Below are 14,575 nucleotides of genomic sequence, written 5' to 3' on the forward strand. Positions count from 1 at the left end.
TGTGCTCGGTCGCGAGCACGGGCCCGTCTGGCGGGCGGTTGAATCGTCGGGTCATGCGGCGACCATCGTGGTGTCGAGGTCCCGGTTCGCGGCCTTCGCAGTGCGCCGCCGAGCGGCCATCGCCTTGAAGAGCACGACGAGTGCGGCGGTGATGACCACGCCGACGGCCAGGGCGAGGACGAAGAGCAGCGGCTGCCCGATGAGGGGCAGCACCCAGATGCCGCCGTGCGGCGCGAGGAGTGTCGAGCCGAAGAGCATGACGAGGCCGCCGGTCGCCGCCGAGCCGATCGTCGAGGCGATGATGATCCGGATCGGATCGGCCGCGGCGAACGGAATCGCGCCTTCGGAGATGAAGGACGCGCCGAGCAGCCACGCCGCCTTTCCGTTCTCGCGCTCCGGTGCCGAGAAGAGCTTCGGGGCGATCGCCGTCGCCAGCGCCAGGGCGAGCGGGGCGACCATTCCTGCCGCCATGACTGCGGCCATGATCTTCAGCTGCGGTGCGTCCATCGCCGTGCCGGCCGCGGAGAGGCCGGCGGTGGCGAATCCGTAGGCGACCTTGTTGACCGGGCCGCCGAGGTCGAAGCCCATCATCGCGCCGAGGATCAGTCCGAGGACCAGCACTCCCCCGCCGGTCAGTCCGCTGAGCCCCTCGTTGAGACCGTTCATCAGGGCGACGATGGGTCGCCCGAGCACTGTGATGAACAGCCCTGCGGTGATGAGTGCTGAGAGCAGCGGAATGACGACGACCGGCATGACGCCGCGGACGCCCTTGTGCACCTTCCAGCCGGCGATCCATTTGGCGACGGCACCGGCGAGCAGGCCGGTGACGATGCCGCCGAGGAATCCCGCGTCCATGGTCACCGCCACGGATCCCCCGACGATGCCGGGAACGAGGCCCGGCCGGTCGGCGATCGCGAAGGCGATGTATCCGGAGAGGATCGGCACGAGGAATCCGAACGACGCGGCACCGATTACATAGGCGAGAGCGGCCCACGAGGTGAGGCTCGTGAGATCGAAGTTCTGTGCGATGTTGTACTGGTCGTCGCCGATGAGACTGTACTTGACGATCTCGATGGCCCCGTTCTCGCCGAGAGCGATCTGCGCGAGCATGAACGAGACGGCGATGAGGATGCCGCCGGCGGCGACGAACGGGATCATGTAGGAGACACCTGTCATCAGCCACTGTCGCAGCTTGGTGCCGAACCCGATCTGCTCGTCTCCGTCGTCGGCTCCGGTGCCGGCGGTGGTCGCGGCCGAACTGTCGGCGTCGCCGGGGCCACCCGATGCCGCGAGTTCTGCGGCCCTGCCGATGAGCTGCGGCGCATCGGAGATCGCCTTCTTCACCCCCACATCGACCGTCGGCTTGCCCGCGAAGCGAGCGCGCTCCTTCACTTCGACGTCGTGGGCGAAGATAACGGCATCCGCCGCGGCGATCTGCGCCGGCGTCAGCGGCGTCGAACCGGCCGACCCCTGAGTCTCGACGACGATCTCATGGCCCGCGGCGGCAGCGGCATTCTCCAGCGACTCCGCAGCCATGTACGTGTGCGCGATGCCGGTGGGGCACGAGGTCACGCCGACGAACCTCAGTCGGCGCGCGGACTGGTCATCCGGCTGTCCATCGGGAGTCGTTTCCGGTGCGGTGTCGGCCTGTTCGTCGCGAGCGGGCGGGGCCGCGGGTTCGGAGACGGACGGTGCCGGCGGTCCGGGTGCGGGTGGTCCCGCGGGTGCGGGACTCTCGGTCTCGGCGGCCTCGTCGAGATGGACGTGGTCGCCGACGATCTCGACGACGTCGGCGGGCGTCTGAGCGGTGAGCAGGGCGTCTCTGAAGTCCTCCCGCATGAGCGCGCGCGCCAGCTGCGGCAGAACCTTCATGTGGGCGTCGCCGCCGTCTGCCGGTGCCGCGATGAGGAAGACGAGGCGGGCGGGACCGTCCTTCGCACCCCAGTCGATGCCCGCTGCGGTCCGTCCGAAGACGAGGGAGGGTTCGGTGATCGCCGCGCTGCGCGCGTGAGGGATCGCGATCCCTCCGGGCAGCCCGGTCGCGGTCTTCGCCTCGCGTTCGTCGACGTCGGCGGCGAAGAGGTCGAGATCGGTGCAGCGGCCGGTCGCCACCAGGCATTCGGCAAGCCTGCGTGTTGCTTCGCGCTTGTCGCCTCCGGTGAGGCCGAGCACAACCTGTTCGTCATTGATCAGTGGCATGTCGATTCCTTTCGTGATCCGCGCCCGTCGGTGTGGCGTCGGATCAGTCGTCCAGTGGCAGGGCGAGCTCGGGGTCCTCCGAGATCGTCACCGCAATGTCGATGAGGTGATCGGGTGTCGGAACCGCAGTGCCCTGAAGCCTGACGGCGGCGGCTCCCCAACGCACTCCCTGGCCGAGAGCGCTCGGGAGGTCGGCGCCGCTGTCGAGGCCGTGGAGGAGTCCGGCGAGCATGCAGTCGCCGGCCCCGACTGTGGAGACCGGATCGGAGATGACGGCTGTCGCGTGCACTGCGGAGTCAGCGGTGACGAGCACCGCCCCGTCGCGGCCGAGACTCACCGCGACGCAGTCGATGCCCGTGCTGACGAGTTCCCGTGCGGTGTCGACGACGGCCCCGAGCGTGTCGAGGGGCCGACCGGTGAGTTCGGAGAGTTCGACGCGATTGGGCTTGATGAGGGTGGGTCCGGCCGCGACGGCGGCGTCGAACGGGGCGCCGGAGGAGTCGATCGCCACCCGCGCGCCGCGGGCCTGTGCCTCGCGCACAAGCGTTGCGTAGAGATCGGTCGGCACACCTGGGGGCAGGCTTCCGCAACCGGCGATCCAGACCCCGGGCGCCGCAACCTCGAGCGTGGCCTCCACCAGCGATGCGACCTCGCCGGGGGCGAGTTCGGGTCCCGCCTCGTTGAGCTTCGTCGTCGTGCCGTCGGGTTCGAGCACGCTGACGTTCATCCGCATGCTCTCGGCGATGGGCACGACCTCGGCGCGGATTCCATCCGCTCTCAGCAGCGTGTCGAACAGAGTGCCTTCGGGGCCTCCCGAGGGCACCACGACGAGCGGTCGGACTCCCATGGCGGTCAGGGCGCGCCCGACGTTGACGCCCTTGCCCCCGGGGTCGACCCGGGATGAGGCGGCACGGAGAACGTGTCCGCGGCGCAGTGCACCCACCGTGACGGCACGGTCGACACTCGGGTTCGGAGTGAGCGTGACGATCATACGGTCACGAGGTCCGGGCCGGAGTCGCGGAGAGACTCCGCAGCGGACTCGTCGAGGTCGGTGTCGGTGATGACGAGGTCGACGTCGGCGAGTTCGGCGAAGCGATGGAGGTGGACCTGGGAGGCCTTGCTCGAGTCGGCGACGAGCACAGTGGTGCGGCACGCATCGACCATTGCCCGCTTCGTCGCAGCCTCCGATTCGTCGGGAGTCGTCAGCCCGCGAAGGGCGTCGAAGCCGTTGGTGCCGATGAAGCCGACGTCGATGGTGAGGTCGGCGAGCGCCTCGGTGGTCCAGCGTCCGACCGCCGCACCGGTCCGCGCACGGACCCGTCCGCCGAGCTGCAGGAGTGTGATGCCGGGCTTCGAGGCGAGGACGGCGCAGATCATCGGGCTGTTGGCGACGACCGTCAGCGGCAGCTCGTCGGGGATCGCATGGGCGATGGCGAGGGTGCTCGTTCCCGCGTCGAGCAGGATGCTCCCGCCGTCGGGAATCTCCTCGAGAGCCCGCAGCGCCACCCGCTGCTTCTCCGCCGCACGGTGTCCGATGCGCTCATCGAGCGCGGGCTCCGGAGTCAGCGCATCCGCGGGGATGGCACCGCCGTGCATGCGCGTGAGCAGTCCGCGGCGTTCGAGGACGGTGAGGTCGCGACGGATCGTCTCGGCCGTGACGTTCAGCTCATCGGCGAGCGAACTGACTTCGACCCGGCCCTGCGAGCGAGCGGCCGCGAGGATCGTCTTCTGGCGTTCAGCAGCGTACACAGTTTCATGATGCCACACATACAGACATAAACACAGCGAAAACAACATTTATTTGGACCCGCGAACGAAGCGGGCATGCCGATGGCCCGGAATCCGCGGGTTCGACGACGAGGAGCCGAGCGTCAGCGAGTCAGTGGACGGCGGCTCAGACGCACAGAGGCCCTGTGATCCCTCCCTGACAGGGGATCACAGGGCCTCTTCACGCGCACGGTCCTGCCCGGACCGCTCGCGCGGGCTTGACGACGTCGGCTGCCGGGTCAGCGCTCGAGTCGGCCGGCACCGCCGAAGGCGCGCTGGAGCGGGATGCTCCCGTCCTGCCACGGGGTGATCGCCCAGACGACGAGGTAGGCGCCGACGCCGAGGACCGGCAGGAGGAACGAGGCGAGCACGAGGAGACGAACGATCCAGACATTGAGTCCGGTGACCTTGGCGAGGCCTCCTGCGATGCCGCCGACGATCCGCTCGGGGCCGCGGCGATAGCCGATCTTGCGAATGGAATCGAAGAGTGAGTTCATGTCTTCGACACTACGCCGCCAGCGAGCGGCCCCACAGGGTGATGACCTGAGACTCGACTGAGGAAACCCATAATCTTCCGGCCCCCGACCCGTGGAACGGTCGCCCCGGGCGCCTCAGGCGGCGCGCCGCAGGGACGCTCCCGACACCTTCTCCGTGACGTCGAAGCGCTCGCGGTAGCGGCCGGTGAGCAGGCACCACTGCGAGTAGAGCGCGGTGCCGGCGTTGAAGATCAGCAGCGTGAGCGGATAGAGCAGCCACTGCAGCCACATCGTCACGCTCCGCGAGACCGGCACGTGCACCGGCCGCGGCGGCAGGAGGGCACGGAAGACGAGCACCGAGACGAGGAGCGCGATCATGCCGATCTGCTGGATGAGCCCCACGGTCATCGGCATCGCCTCGATGAACTCGCTCGCCTGCCCGGTGTGCGAGGCGACGACGAACGGGATCCACCCGCCCACGGCGATGATGACGGAGATCGACGCGAGGCTGACGTGCCCTTCGAGGAGGGACAGGAAGCGCAGGAACCCGGGCCAGAACGGCGACTTCGCATCACCGGCGAAGACCCGCACCCCGACATAGGGGACGTCGCTGGCCCCGTACGACCAGCGGCTGAGCTGCTTGAACTGGGCGACCATCGTCTCCGTGAAGCTCCCGGCGAGCACCGCGTCCTGATAGATCGGCACGTGGATGGGCACGACCCGGTAGTCGCCGTCGAAGTGGAACCAGCTGCGCCAGTACTGGTGACCGTCCTCGACGATCGTCCGCGTCGACCAGAACCCCATGTCGATGAGCGCCGGCAGCGGCTGGGAGTGCGACGCGAAGTTCCGCAGCGCGAAGTGCCGCACCGTGGTCGTGAGATTCCAGAAGCAGTTGGCGCTCGCCACGACCCGCGACGGCGCCGGAGCGTCCCAGATGTTCGTCATGTAGAGGCTGATCGGCTGGAACGACAGCCGCGCCCGGTCGGGTGCCGTCGCGTACTCATAGGCCACATAGTCGAAGTACGACTCGTGCGGGGTGTTGTCGCAGTCGAGACTCGTGACGATGACCCGCTCCGGGTCGATCCCGCGCTCCCGCACCCAGCTCGCCAGCTTCCGCCCGGCATGGGTGATGTTCGCCCCCTTCCCGGCGATCTCACCGGGCACACCCGCCGGGTGCGGGACCGGGACGAAGGCGAAGAAGCCGTCCCCGTACTCGGCGGCGAGGCGGCGCGCCGTCTCCGCCATCACCGGCCCGCCCCGCTCCTCGAACGCGAAGAAGACGACGATCTGCCGCGGCGAGGTCGACGTGTGCAGCAGGGTGCGGATGGTGCCGGCGATGACGTCGAACGGCTCGTTGTACGCGGCGACGACGACGGCGTGGAGCAGCTGGGAGGGGCGCATCACCGCCTGCGGGTCCTCGCGCACCCGCGTGACGGTCGCCGCATGGTCGGCGGCCCGGAAACCGCACTGCGGGGACGGCAGGGCGGGCAGTCCGGCGATGGCGCGTTCGAGGTCGACGAGTCGGGCGCTCCAATCGACGCGGGCGCTGCGCCGGTACCGGTTGAAGCCGCGGGCGACGTCGACAGCCCCGCGCAGCGCCCGCACGAACGTCAGCCCGACGATCGTGAGGACGTAGACCGCGCCGACCATCGGATCGATGAACGGCAGGATGAAGACGAGCGCGATCGCCGTATAGCTGATGACCGCCGGCAGCGCTTCGAAGACGCGGTAGACCGGGGTGCGACGGCCCGTCGGCAGCTCGAGTCCCTGCACTTCACGACGCGAAGGGCGCCGAGGCGGGACGACGTCGATGACGGGCAGGCCGGCCCCCTGGGGTGCGGGAAGGCTGCGGTGGAGGGACAGGTGCTCCGACCTCGGACGGCGGTCGAATCCGGACGACGGTTCGCGACTGGTTCTCACAGTCCCGATCCTGCGCAAGGCATCTGACCACGGGCTGATCCGCAGATGCCGGTCAGGTGAACAGTTGTCGTCGGCAAGCTGACTTGCAGACGACCGTCACACCCAGAGAACGGCCTCCTGGGCACGGATCTGCTCGGCGGCGATGAGGCTCGCGAGCACGAGCGCACCGGCGAGCGGATCGCCGCCGGGTTCGACGACGGTGATGTCGGGGTCGATCCGCGCCGCCTCCGCACCGAACTCGGCAAGGAGGGCTTCTCCCGCCCTGGTCAGACCCCCGGTCAGGGCGATGCGGGAGGCGCCCGAGGCAGACGCTGCCGCGACTGCGCTGCGCGCGGCCTCCTGTCCCGCCTCGGCGAGGAGAGCCACGGCCACCGGATCCTCGACGCGGGCGAGTGCTGCGACGTCGACGGCGAACTCCGCGAGGAGGCCCGCGCGGTCGCTGCGGGTGTAGAACGTCGCCGGCCACGTGCTCGGATCCCCGAAGCGCCCGGTCGCCGCGGCGAGGAGGGCGGCCCCGCGCCGATCGACCCTGTCGTGCGCGCGCAGGGCGGCCTCGAGGGCGTGCCGACCGATCCACGCGCCGCCCCCGCGGTCGCCGAAGAGGTGGCCCCAGCCGTCGACGCGCGACCACTGCGCACCGAGGATCCCGTCGTCGTCGGCTCCCGGGTGCGCGATCGCGATCGCCCCGGTGCCGAGCACGGCGATCGCCCCGCCGGCGCCGCCGAGCGCACCGAGGTGCGCGGTGACCGCGTCGATCGTCACCGCGGTCCGCGCGTCCGCCTCGGCGGCGATGACCTGCGCGAGCACGGTGGGATCGGCGGCCAGGGACGCGATCCCGGTAGCCCCGATCCCGATGCCGGTCACCCGGGAGAAAGGCTCCGGCCAGGCCTGCCGGGCCGCGGCGACGAGCCGTCGGATGACGACGGGAGCGCTGGTGCCCTCGGCCCCGATCTCGACGCGGGGGCCGGTGAGTGTGCCGAGGATGACCTGGTCGCCGAGGCGGTCGGCAGCGGGCGCGGCGAGCGCGACGCGGCTGCCGGTGCCGCCGACGTCGATGCCGAGGACGAGGTCACCGGTGGCAGAGCCGGGCATCATGCGCCGGCCCCGGCACCGGGGCTGCTCTCCGCGGGGCCGTCGGCGGTGGTTGCCGCGGCGGCGATCGCCGCTCTCACCGAGCCGTCGTGCCCGGCGAGCAGCTCGGCGGCAGCGGCGGGGGCCACCTCGGCGAAGGAGACGACGAGCGCCGTCTTGAGGTCACCGTCGCACCGGGCGAGGAGCTCACGGGCAGCGTTGTCGTCGAGGTCCGCGGCCTCCCGGAGGATGCGGACGGTGCGCTCGCGCAGCTTCGCGTTCGTCGCGACGACGGAGACCATGAGGTTCTGCCACGTCCGCCCGAGGGCGACCATGAGCGCGGTGGAGAACCCGTTGAGGGCGAGCTTCTGCGCGGTGCCGGCCTTGAGCCGGGTCGACCCGGTGACGACCTCGGGTCCGGTGTCGAGGACGATGTGGGCCGCGGCCGCCTCGGCGACGGGCGCCTGCGGGTTGTTCGAGATGAGCACGGTGTGGGCACCGGCCTCCCCGGCGGCCTCGAGGGCCCCGCGGACGTAGGGGGTCGACCCGCTCGCGGCGATCCCGATCGCGACGTCCCGCTCCCCCAGCCCGGCGCCGTCGCGGCGCCCGTCGGCCAGCGAGTCCTCGGCGTTCTCGATGGCGTTGACGAGTGCCGGCTCCCCGCCGGCGATGTGTCCGACGACGCGGCCGGGCTCGAGGTTGAACGTCGGCATGAGCTCACTGGCGTCGAGGACGCCGAGGCGACCGGAGGTGCCGGCCCCGAAATAGTGGACGGTACCGCCGGCGCGCATCCGCTCCGCCGCGAGGTCGACGAGCGCGGCGAGATCCGGCAGGGCCGCGGCGACCGCGTCGAGCACAGCTTGGTCCTCGGCGTTGAGCAGGGTGAGCACGCCGAGGCTGTCGAGGTCGTCGAGGCCCGCGCTGCGCGGATTGCGCCGCTCAGTCGGCGAGAGCCCCGGCTGGGACTGCGGGTGAGCACCCGAGGGGCGCGCGCCGGGATCCGACTCCGGGGGCTGGGACTGTGCCGTGGTCATCGCAGGCTGCCCTCCGCCTCGGCGACGGCGGCCACGGGTGGGGCCGGATGCCGCAGGGACAGCAGCCCGCCGACGGAGACCATGACGAGGACGCCGAGGAGGGGATACCACTGCCACGCCACCCAGACCTCACCGGTGACGTACTTCTCCATGACGAAGAAGAACGCGTTGACGGCGATCGCGAGGGTGAAGGCGATGTTCGCATCGACAGCGGTCGCCCGCTTGTTGACCATGCCGAAGACGAAGGCGCCGAGCAGCCCGCCGTAGGTGATACCGGCGATGCCGAGGGCGAGGATGACGATGTTGCCGGAGTCGGATTCGAAGACCGTGGCCGGGAGGATGAACGCCACGCCCCACGCGATCGTCGCCCAGCGTCCGACCCTGAGCCCCTCGGCGTCGGTGAGCGGGGTCCTGCGGAAGCGGGCCCAGACGTCGTTGACCGTCGAGGACGACAGTGCCGAGAGCGACGAGGACAGCGTCGACATCGCCGCGGCGAGGATGCCGGCGAGCAGCAGCCCGGAGATGCCCGGCGGCAGGCCCTCGATGATGAAGAGCGGGAAGATCTCGTCGTCGCGGGTGAGCCCGAGATCGGCCGGCAGCGCCTGGTCGTAGTAGGCCCACAGGGCGAGGCCGACGGCGAGGAAGATCGCGAACTGGACGAAGACGACGATGCCCGACCAGATGAGCGCCTTCTGCGCATCGACCTTCGTGCGGCAAGCGAGCAGCCGCTGGACGATGATCTGATCGGCCCCGTGGGAGGCCATCGCGAAGACCGCGCCGCCGACGAACGAGGGGATGAACGATCCCGCGGCATTGATCGGGTTGCCCTCGAAGACGAACATCTGCAGCTTCCCGGCGGCGGCCGCCTCGGCGAACCATCCCCCGCCGACACCGGCGGTGATGACGATGATCGCGAGGATCCCGCCGAAGACGTAGAGGAACATCTGGGCGACGTCGACCCAGACGACGGCCTTGATGCCGCCGATGAACGTGTAGACGATCGTGACGAGGGAGAGGACGACGATGATGACGAAGTAGTTCGTGTGGATGCCGAGCCCGTCGAGGATGACCTTGAGCGGGATCGCGGCAGCGAGCACGCGGATGCCGTCGGCGAGCAGGCGGGTGAAGAGGAACGTGATGCCCGCGGTCGTCTGCGTCGACTGGCCGAAGCGCTTGCCGAGGTACGCGTACGCCGTGATCATCTCCCCGTCGTAGTAGCGCGGCAGCATGAAGAACGCGACGAGGACGCGGCCGACGATGTAGCCGAGCGCCAGCTGCAGGTAGGAGATGTCGCCGAGGTAGCTCATCACAGGAATGCCGATGACGGTGAGCGCACTCGTCTCGGTCGCGACGACCGACAGGCACACCGCCCACCAGGGCAGCTCCCGCCCGCCGAGGAAGTAGTCCTTGAGCCCGGTCTGTCGGCCGCTCAGCTTCAGGCCCAGCCACGCGGTGGCGACGAGGTAGACGACGATCACCAGGAGGTCGATGATCTGCATGGTCGTGACTCCTTCTCAGTGCGGCGGTCTCGGCTGCCGGCGTCCTTGCCGGTGAGGGCCGCGTCGGGGGTTGCGGTGGGGTGGTTGGCGGGTGGTTGGCGGTCGAAGTGGTTGCGGTCGGGGCGGCTGGTGCTTTCGGACCTGCCGGGGCCGGCGTCAGGTCCGGTTGTCGATGCGCATCCGTCGGGGTCTTCGGTGCAGCGGTGCGGGCAGCGCGAGCGGTCTCCATCCCGGGGTGAGCCGGCCGGCGATGCTCGGTCGGCTTGCCCCGGTCAGGCTCGGTTCGGTGGACGGCAGGCCGTGCCAGCTCAGCCAGCCGATGAGCGCCATGAGCAGTCCCTCCTTCGCGCCCTCGGGCAGGCCGAGTGCCGCATCGGTCGTCTCGAGCGCGACGCCGGGGCCGAGCGCGGTGTCGAGGGCGGCCATGAGCGTCGGATTCCGGGTCCCTCCCCCGGACGCGATGACCGCGGTGACCCCGTGACTGCCGGCCGCCTCGGCGATGGTGCGGGCGGTGAGCTCCGTGACCGTGGCGATGGCGTCGACCGCGCCGAGGTGGGGGTGGGCTGCGAGATGTCCGTCGAGGTAGGCGGCATGGAAGAGCTCCTTGCCCGTCGACTTCGGGGCGGGCCGCCGGTAATAGGGGTCGCCGAGGAGGTCGGCGAGCAGGGCCTCATCGACCCGGCCGCTCGCGGCGAGGGCGCCGCCGACGTCGCAGGACTGCGCACCGTCGGTGATGCGGCGAGCGAGGACGTCGATGAGCGCATTCGCCGGGCCCGTGTCGAAGGCGAGCGGCGCACGGTCGGGGGCGATGACGGTGAGGTTCGCGATTCCGCCGAGGTTGAGCAGCGCGGTCGGGCTCGTCACCGCGCCGAGGAGCATCGTGTCGAGGATCCCGACGAGCGGGGCGCCCTGCCCGCCGGCGGCGATGTCGGCGGAGCGGACGTCGGAGAGCACGGGGACGCCGAGGCGCTCGGCGATCCAGGCGGGCTGACCGAGCTGCAGGGTCGATGAGACCTCACCGTCGACGACGTCGTGGCGCACTGTCTGACCGTGGGAGACGACGAGGTCGGGGACGACGCCGGTTCTCGCGCAGACCTCGGCGAGCGCCTCGGCGGCCATCCTGCCGAGTCGGCCGTCGACGTCGCTGACGAGGGCGAGCGGAATGTCGCCGGGCTCGAGGAGGCGGAGGATGTCGGCGTGGAGGTCCGCGTCGAAGGGGACCTCGACAGCGGCGAGGAGGCGCACCGACAGGTCGTCGGGAACCGCGGGGTCGTAGGTGAAGTCGGCGAGGACGACGTCGAGTCCGTCGGCCGAGGTGCCCGTCATCAGGCCGGCGATGATCATGGTCGCGGCCCCTCGGCGGCGCTGCCCTCGGGGCGGACGGGCACGGTGAGTTCGGTGCGGACCTTGTAGCGGTCGCCGCGATAGACCGAGCGGACGAATTCGAAGGGCACCTCGTCGGCGCTGCGCGAGGTGCGCTCGAAGAGCAGGGCCGGGGCCTGGAGCGGGGCGCCGAGGTGGTCCGCTTCCTCCTCGTCGAGGAGCGTCGGTTCGATCGTCTGCACGCTGTGGGCGAGGTCGATGCCGAAGCGGGTGTGGAGGAGTTCGTAGAACGAGGCGTCGACGAGGTCGGCGGCGACGAGTCCGGGCACGCGCGCGGCGGGGATGTGGAGCTCCTCGAGGGCGATCGGTTCATCGTCGGCGAGGCGCAGGCGGAGGATCGTCAGCACCTCGTCCCCCTCGCCGAGGTGGAGCTTGCGTCCGATGTGCGCCCCGGCCTCCCCGCGGTCGAAGGAGAGCACCCGGGAGCCGGGATGCAGTCCGCGGGCGAGCATGTCCTCGGTGAACGAGCTCGCGGCCAGCGGCTGGTCGAACTTCGGGCCGAGGGCGAAGACCCCGGCCCCATGCCGCCGGCGGACGACACCCTTCGCGACGAGGTCGTCGAGGGCCCGGCGCAGGGTCATCCGGGAGATGCCGAGCTGCTGCGCGAGCTGGCGCTCGGGCGGGAACTGCTCTCCGGCGGCCATGCCGTCGAGGCGATCGAGGAGCTGATCCCGAATCGAGTGGAATTTCGTCACTCCCCCATTGAGTCACAGCTCACACGCGAAATCAAGACCACTGGTCTACTTTGGGGGCGCGGCGGGGCGCGACGGGGTGTGACGCCGCTGACGCACTGCCGGCGAAAAGCACGAATGCTTGCGAAAAGTTCGACACGCAGACCGGATGGCGGCGAAAAGTGTTTCTGCACGGTGACTAGTCGTGGCCGAATCGACTTTCGGCGAGCAGCCCGGCGCGTGTCACCCCAGCAGGCGCGCCTCACCTCGGCGCGACGACCCGGCTCAGCCCGCTCGGCACCAGCGCACCGGCCCCGAGGCGGTCGACGCGACGCGCCCCGCAGCGCGCGCAGCGGACGTAGACGATCAGCCCGGTCGAGACGCGGTGCTGCGACTCGGTCTGCCAGCCGTGCTCGCAGTCGCCGGCGGAGGCATAACCCCCGACGGCGGCGCCGTTGTCACGAGTCGCGCGGGTCTCACGTCCTGCTCTGGTGTCCATGCTGTCCACCCTGGTGTAATGGTCTTATGCAACTCAACCCTTACGGCGAATACGCGGTGCTGCTGGCGGCGTCACTCGCCGACGACTGGCCGAGTGATCGCGATGGGATCGAGACGCGCACCCGGGAGTTCGGGATGACGATGGGCTTCGACCCGACGCCGACCGACCTCGGCGACACGCGCGCCGTCATCGATGAGTGGCTGACGGTCGTCGACGCCGCCGACCCTCAGCGCCGGGCGGAGATCCTCAACGCGATCATGGCGAATGCCGCGGCCTACCCGCGTCTCGTCGACCACGACGATGAGGGCTGGCACCTCCACTACCGGGATTCGAACCAGTCGCTGGCCCATGTCCTGCGCGCCGTCATCTGCGTCGGCACGGCGCTGCACCTGACGACCCGCGGCATGCACCGGCTGGGTCGCTGCGCGGCCGGCCTGAGCCCTGGCGACCCGTGCGACAACGTCGTCGTCGACATCACCCGCAACGGCCGCCAGCGCTACTGCTCGGTCCGCTGCGCCAACCGCGACGCCGTCCGCCGCCACCGCGCGAAGGGCGCAGGGAATTCCGCCTGAGGGGTTTCCGTCCCGGCGATGTCTTTCTAGCATGGTGCCATGGCTGAATACAGAGGACAGGAACTGCAGGACAAGCTCGCCGAGGCGGGGCTGAGCGATTGGAAGGGCGGCTCGGACAGCATCACCGCGAAGTACCTCACCGGGGACTTCGCGACCGGACTCGATCTCGTCAACCGCCTCGGCGCCGCTGCCGAGGAGGCCAACCACCATCCCGACATCACTCTCACCTACCCCGTCGTCGAGGTGGTGCTCACCAGCCACGACACCGGCGCGGTGACGGAGCGGGATCTTCAGCTGGCGGCGACGTTCAGCGACATCGCCGCAGGTGCGGACATCTCCGCCGATCGCAACGGACAATCCTCGTGACCTAAGCTGAACGCGACCGCCTGTCACCAACTCCCGGGAGACGATCCGTGTACACCGCTGCCGATGACCGCTACGAGTCGATGACCTATCGCCGAGTCGGGAGCTCCGGACTCGTGCTGCCGGCCCTGTCGCTGGGGATGTGGCACAACTTCGGCGACGACGTCGCGTTCAACGAGCAGCGCGCACTGGTCCGCCGGGCCTTCGACCTCGGCATCACGCACTTCGACCTCGCGAACAACTACGGACCGCCGCCCGGGTCGGCCGAGATCAACTTCGGTCGTCAGCTGCGTGAGGACCTCGGTCGCTACCGCGATGAGCTCATCATCTCGACGAAGGCCGGCTGGGTCATGCACCCGGGCCCCTACGGCGGGCCGGGCGGCAGCCGCAAGTACCTGCTCTCGAGCCTCGACGCGTCGCTGGGTCGCCTCGGCCTCGACTACGTCGACATCTTCTACTCGCACCGCCCCGATGCCACGACCCCGCTCGAGGAGACGATCGGCGCGCTCGACACCGCGGTGCGCTCGGGTCGCGCCCTCTACGCGGGCATCTCCTCCTACTCGGCCGCCGACACGGCGCGGGCGGCGCAGATCGCCCGCGATCTCGGCACGCCGCTGCTCATCCATCAGCCCTCGTACTCGATGCTCAACCGCTGGATCGAGGACGACCACCTCCTCGACACCACCGCCGAGGAGGGCCTCGGCGTCATCGCCTTCTCCCCGCTCGCCCAGGGCCTGCTCACCGGCAAGTACCTCGACGGGGTGCCCGTGGATTCGCGCGCCGGGAAGGAGACCCCGTCATTCAAGGACGGATTCCTCTCCGCGGACAACCTCGACCGGATCCGCGGACTGGCCGACATCGCCGAGGCGCGCGGTCAGTCTCTCGCGCAGATGGCCCTGTCGTGGGCGCTGCGTGATCCGCGCGTCTCCTCGCTCGTCATCGGCGCCAGCCGCGTCGATCAGCTCGAGAACAATGTCGCCGCCCTGAGCGCGGGCCCCTTCACCGATGACGAGCTCGCCGCGATCGACTCCTTCGCCATCGACTCGGGCGTCGACATCTGGGGCGATGCCCGCCGCAGCACGCAGGACTGACGTTCCCGTGCCCGGCCGCTGCGCCGGGTC

General features: G+C 70.2%; 14 protein-coding genes. 3 read left to right on the forward strand and 11 right to left on the reverse strand.

The genetic code is table 11. From position 1 onward, the window contains the following. Nucleotides 1-51: 51 nt before the first annotated feature. The 11 genes from ACFQ91_RS02110 to ACFQ91_RS02160 all read right to left on the reverse strand — a co-directional run bounded on the left by ACFQ91_RS02110 (nt 52) and on the right by ACFQ91_RS02160 (nt 12,519). Entirely contained in the window at nt 52-2,199 is a 2,148-nt protein-coding gene (locus ACFQ91_RS02110; RefSeq protein WP_198499684.1) for a fructose-specific PTS transporter subunit EIIC, read from the reverse strand. Nucleotides 2,200-2,242: 43 nt separating this feature from the next. Then, complete coding sequence (gene pfkB / locus ACFQ91_RS02115; protein ID WP_198499685.1) at nt 2,243-3,190, reverse strand: 1-phosphofructokinase; 948 nt, start codon at nt 3,188-3,190, stop codon at nt 2,243-2,245. Further along, nucleotides 3,187-3,948, reverse strand: a complete 762-nt coding sequence (locus ACFQ91_RS02120) for a DeoR/GlpR family DNA-binding transcription regulator (RefSeq protein WP_198499686.1) — start codon at nt 3,946-3,948, stop codon at nt 3,187-3,189. Before ACFQ91_RS02120 ends, pfkB begins: the two co-directional genes overlap by 4 nt. A gap of 257 nt (nt 3,949-4,205) precedes the next feature. Further along, a complete protein-coding gene (locus ACFQ91_RS02125; RefSeq protein WP_198499687.1) occupies nt 4,206-4,463 on the reverse strand; it encodes a PspC domain-containing protein in 258 nt (85 codons plus the stop codon). A gap of 114 nt (nt 4,464-4,577) precedes the next feature. Continuing rightward, on the reverse strand, nt 4,578-6,362 hold the full coding sequence (locus ACFQ91_RS02130; RefSeq protein ID WP_198499688.1) for a glycosyltransferase family 2 protein: 1,785 nt from the start codon (nt 6,360-6,362) through the stop codon (nt 4,578-4,580). A gap of 96 nt (nt 6,363-6,458) precedes the next feature. After that, complete coding sequence (locus tag ACFQ91_RS02135) at nt 6,459-7,457, reverse strand: BadF/BadG/BcrA/BcrD ATPase family protein (protein WP_232623707.1); 999 nt, start codon at nt 7,455-7,457, stop codon at nt 6,459-6,461. Next, complete coding sequence (gene murQ, locus ACFQ91_RS02140; RefSeq protein ID WP_198499689.1) at nt 7,454-8,467, reverse strand: N-acetylmuramic acid 6-phosphate etherase; 1,014 nt, start codon at nt 8,465-8,467, stop codon at nt 7,454-7,456. The genes ACFQ91_RS02135 and murQ overlap by 4 nt, the downstream gene beginning before the upstream one ends. Then, on the reverse strand, nt 8,464-9,966 hold the full coding sequence (locus tag ACFQ91_RS02145; protein ID WP_198499690.1) for a sodium:solute symporter: 1,503 nt from the start codon (nt 9,964-9,966) through the stop codon (nt 8,464-8,466). Before ACFQ91_RS02145 ends, murQ begins: the two co-directional genes overlap by 4 nt. A gap of 156 nt (nt 9,967-10,122) precedes the next feature. Next, nucleotides 10,123-11,310, reverse strand: a complete 1,188-nt coding sequence (locus ACFQ91_RS02150; protein WP_198499691.1) for an anhydro-N-acetylmuramic acid kinase — start codon at nt 11,308-11,310, stop codon at nt 10,123-10,125. After that, nucleotides 11,307-12,044, reverse strand: a complete 738-nt coding sequence (locus ACFQ91_RS02155) for a GntR family transcriptional regulator (RefSeq protein WP_198499692.1) — start codon at nt 12,042-12,044, stop codon at nt 11,307-11,309. The genes ACFQ91_RS02150 and ACFQ91_RS02155 overlap by 4 nt, the downstream gene beginning before the upstream one ends. 238 nt (nt 12,045-12,282) lie before the next feature. Beyond that, a complete protein-coding gene (locus ACFQ91_RS02160) occupies nt 12,283-12,519 on the reverse strand; it encodes a hypothetical protein (RefSeq protein WP_211978727.1) in 237 nt (78 codons plus the stop codon). 26 nt (nt 12,520-12,545) lie between these two features. Here ACFQ91_RS02160 and ACFQ91_RS02165 point away from each other — a divergent pair, with 26 nt between their 5' ends. From ACFQ91_RS02165 to mgrA, 3 genes are read left to right on the forward strand one after another with little or no spacing between them, the layout of a single operon-like run. Next, nucleotides 12,546-13,091, forward strand: coding sequence for a CGNR zinc finger domain-containing protein (locus ACFQ91_RS02165; protein ID WP_211978726.1), 546 nt, complete (start codon nt 12,546-12,548; stop codon nt 13,089-13,091). A gap of 39 nt (nt 13,092-13,130) precedes the next feature. After that, nucleotides 13,131-13,457, forward strand: coding sequence for a 4a-hydroxytetrahydrobiopterin dehydratase (locus tag ACFQ91_RS02170; protein ID WP_137825802.1), 327 nt, complete (start codon nt 13,131-13,133; stop codon nt 13,455-13,457). Nucleotides 13,458-13,504: 47 nt separating this feature from the next. Beyond that, entirely contained in the window at nt 13,505-14,545 is a 1,041-nt protein-coding gene (mgrA, locus tag ACFQ91_RS02175; RefSeq protein ID WP_211978725.1) for an L-glyceraldehyde 3-phosphate reductase, read from the forward strand. Nucleotides 14,546-14,575 lie beyond the last annotated feature (30 nt).

Source organism: Brevibacterium sp. NPDC056726 (assembly GCF_042790515.1).
In the GTDB taxonomy this organism is placed as follows: Bacteria; Actinomycetota; Actinomycetes; order Actinomycetales; family Brevibacteriaceae; genus Brevibacterium; species Brevibacterium sanguinis.

What these genes read in the sequence shown, in the direction of transcription:
- ACFQ91_RS02150 (WP_198499691.1), bottom strand. Translation starts at nt 11,310, where the DNA reads ATGATCATCGCCGGCCTGATGACGGGCACCTCGGCCGACGGACTCGAC.
- ACFQ91_RS02125 (WP_198499687.1), bottom strand. Translation starts at nt 4,463, where the DNA reads ATGAACTCACTCTTCGATTCCATTCGCAAGATCGGCTATCGCCGCGGC.
- ACFQ91_RS02170 (WP_137825802.1), top strand. Translation starts at nt 13,131, where the DNA reads ATGGCTGAATACAGAGGACAGGAACTGCAGGACAAGCTCGCCGAGGCG.
- ACFQ91_RS02165 (WP_211978726.1), top strand. Translation starts at nt 12,546, where the DNA reads ATGCAACTCAACCCTTACGGCGAATACGCGGTGCTGCTGGCGGCGTCA.
- ACFQ91_RS02160 (WP_211978727.1), bottom strand. Translation starts at nt 12,519, where the DNA reads ATGGACACCAGAGCAGGACGTGAGACCCGCGCGACTCGTGACAACGGC.
- ACFQ91_RS02110 (WP_198499684.1), bottom strand. Translation starts at nt 2,199, where the DNA reads ATGCCACTGATCAATGACGAACAGGTTGTGCTCGGCCTCACCGGAGGC.
- pfkB (WP_198499685.1), bottom strand. Translation starts at nt 3,190, where the DNA reads ATGATCGTCACGCTCACTCCGAACCCGAGTGTCGACCGTGCCGTCACG.
- ACFQ91_RS02135 (WP_232623707.1), bottom strand. Translation starts at nt 7,457, where the DNA reads ATGATGCCCGGCTCTGCCACCGGTGACCTCGTCCTCGGCATCGACGTC.
- murQ (WP_198499689.1), bottom strand. Translation starts at nt 8,467, where the DNA reads ATGACCACGGCACAGTCCCAGCCCCCGGAGTCGGATCCCGGCGCGCGC.
- ACFQ91_RS02145 (WP_198499690.1), bottom strand. Translation starts at nt 9,966, where the DNA reads ATGCAGATCATCGACCTCCTGGTGATCGTCGTCTACCTCGTCGCCACC.